1 protein-coding gene is annotated in these 427 nt (G+C 54.1%); it reads right to left on the bottom strand.

The window, feature by feature from the left end; translation table 11 throughout:
- A partial coding sequence (locus GFC01_RS18335) for a helix-turn-helix domain-containing protein (protein WP_194175049.1) occupies window positions 1-427 on the bottom strand: 427 nt, incomplete at both ends.

Here is a 427-nt window from a genome sequence, read left to right as displayed (position 1 = left end):
TGGTACAGGGGCATGCACGTGTCGGTGCTGGCAGGCCTCCTTGTCTAACTCCCAGGCCGTTTTCTCCTGGGGAGGCTGCAGGGAGTCAATCCATTTCAGGCGTTCGCGCCTGGTATTGAGGCCGTTTCGTCTAAGCACCCCGTATACGGCGGTTTCGCCGACTTTAATGCCGTCTTTTCTCAGTTCGGCGCTGATTCTTTTCGGGCCGTAAGGAGGGTGATCCTGGACGAAAGCCAGAATAGCTTCTTCAACATCCGGTGGAGTTTGGTTTGGCCTGATGCCGGGGACCCGTTCTTTATCGTAGAGACCGGCTTCCCCCTGTTCCTTGTACCTTTCCAAGAACTTGTAGAAGGTGGTGTGAGACATCTGGCATTTGCTGGCTATTTCTCTGCGCGTATAAATTTTTCCCTGGTCGAGCTTCATGGCT

This window comes from Desulfofundulus thermobenzoicus (assembly GCF_009428905.1).
In the GTDB taxonomy this organism is placed as follows: Bacteria; Bacillota; Desulfotomaculia; order Desulfotomaculales; family Desulfovirgulaceae; genus Desulfofundulus_A; species Desulfofundulus_A thermobenzoicus.
Note: the sequence above shows the minus strand (reverse complement) of the source record. Positions and strands in the feature narration are given on the sequence as shown.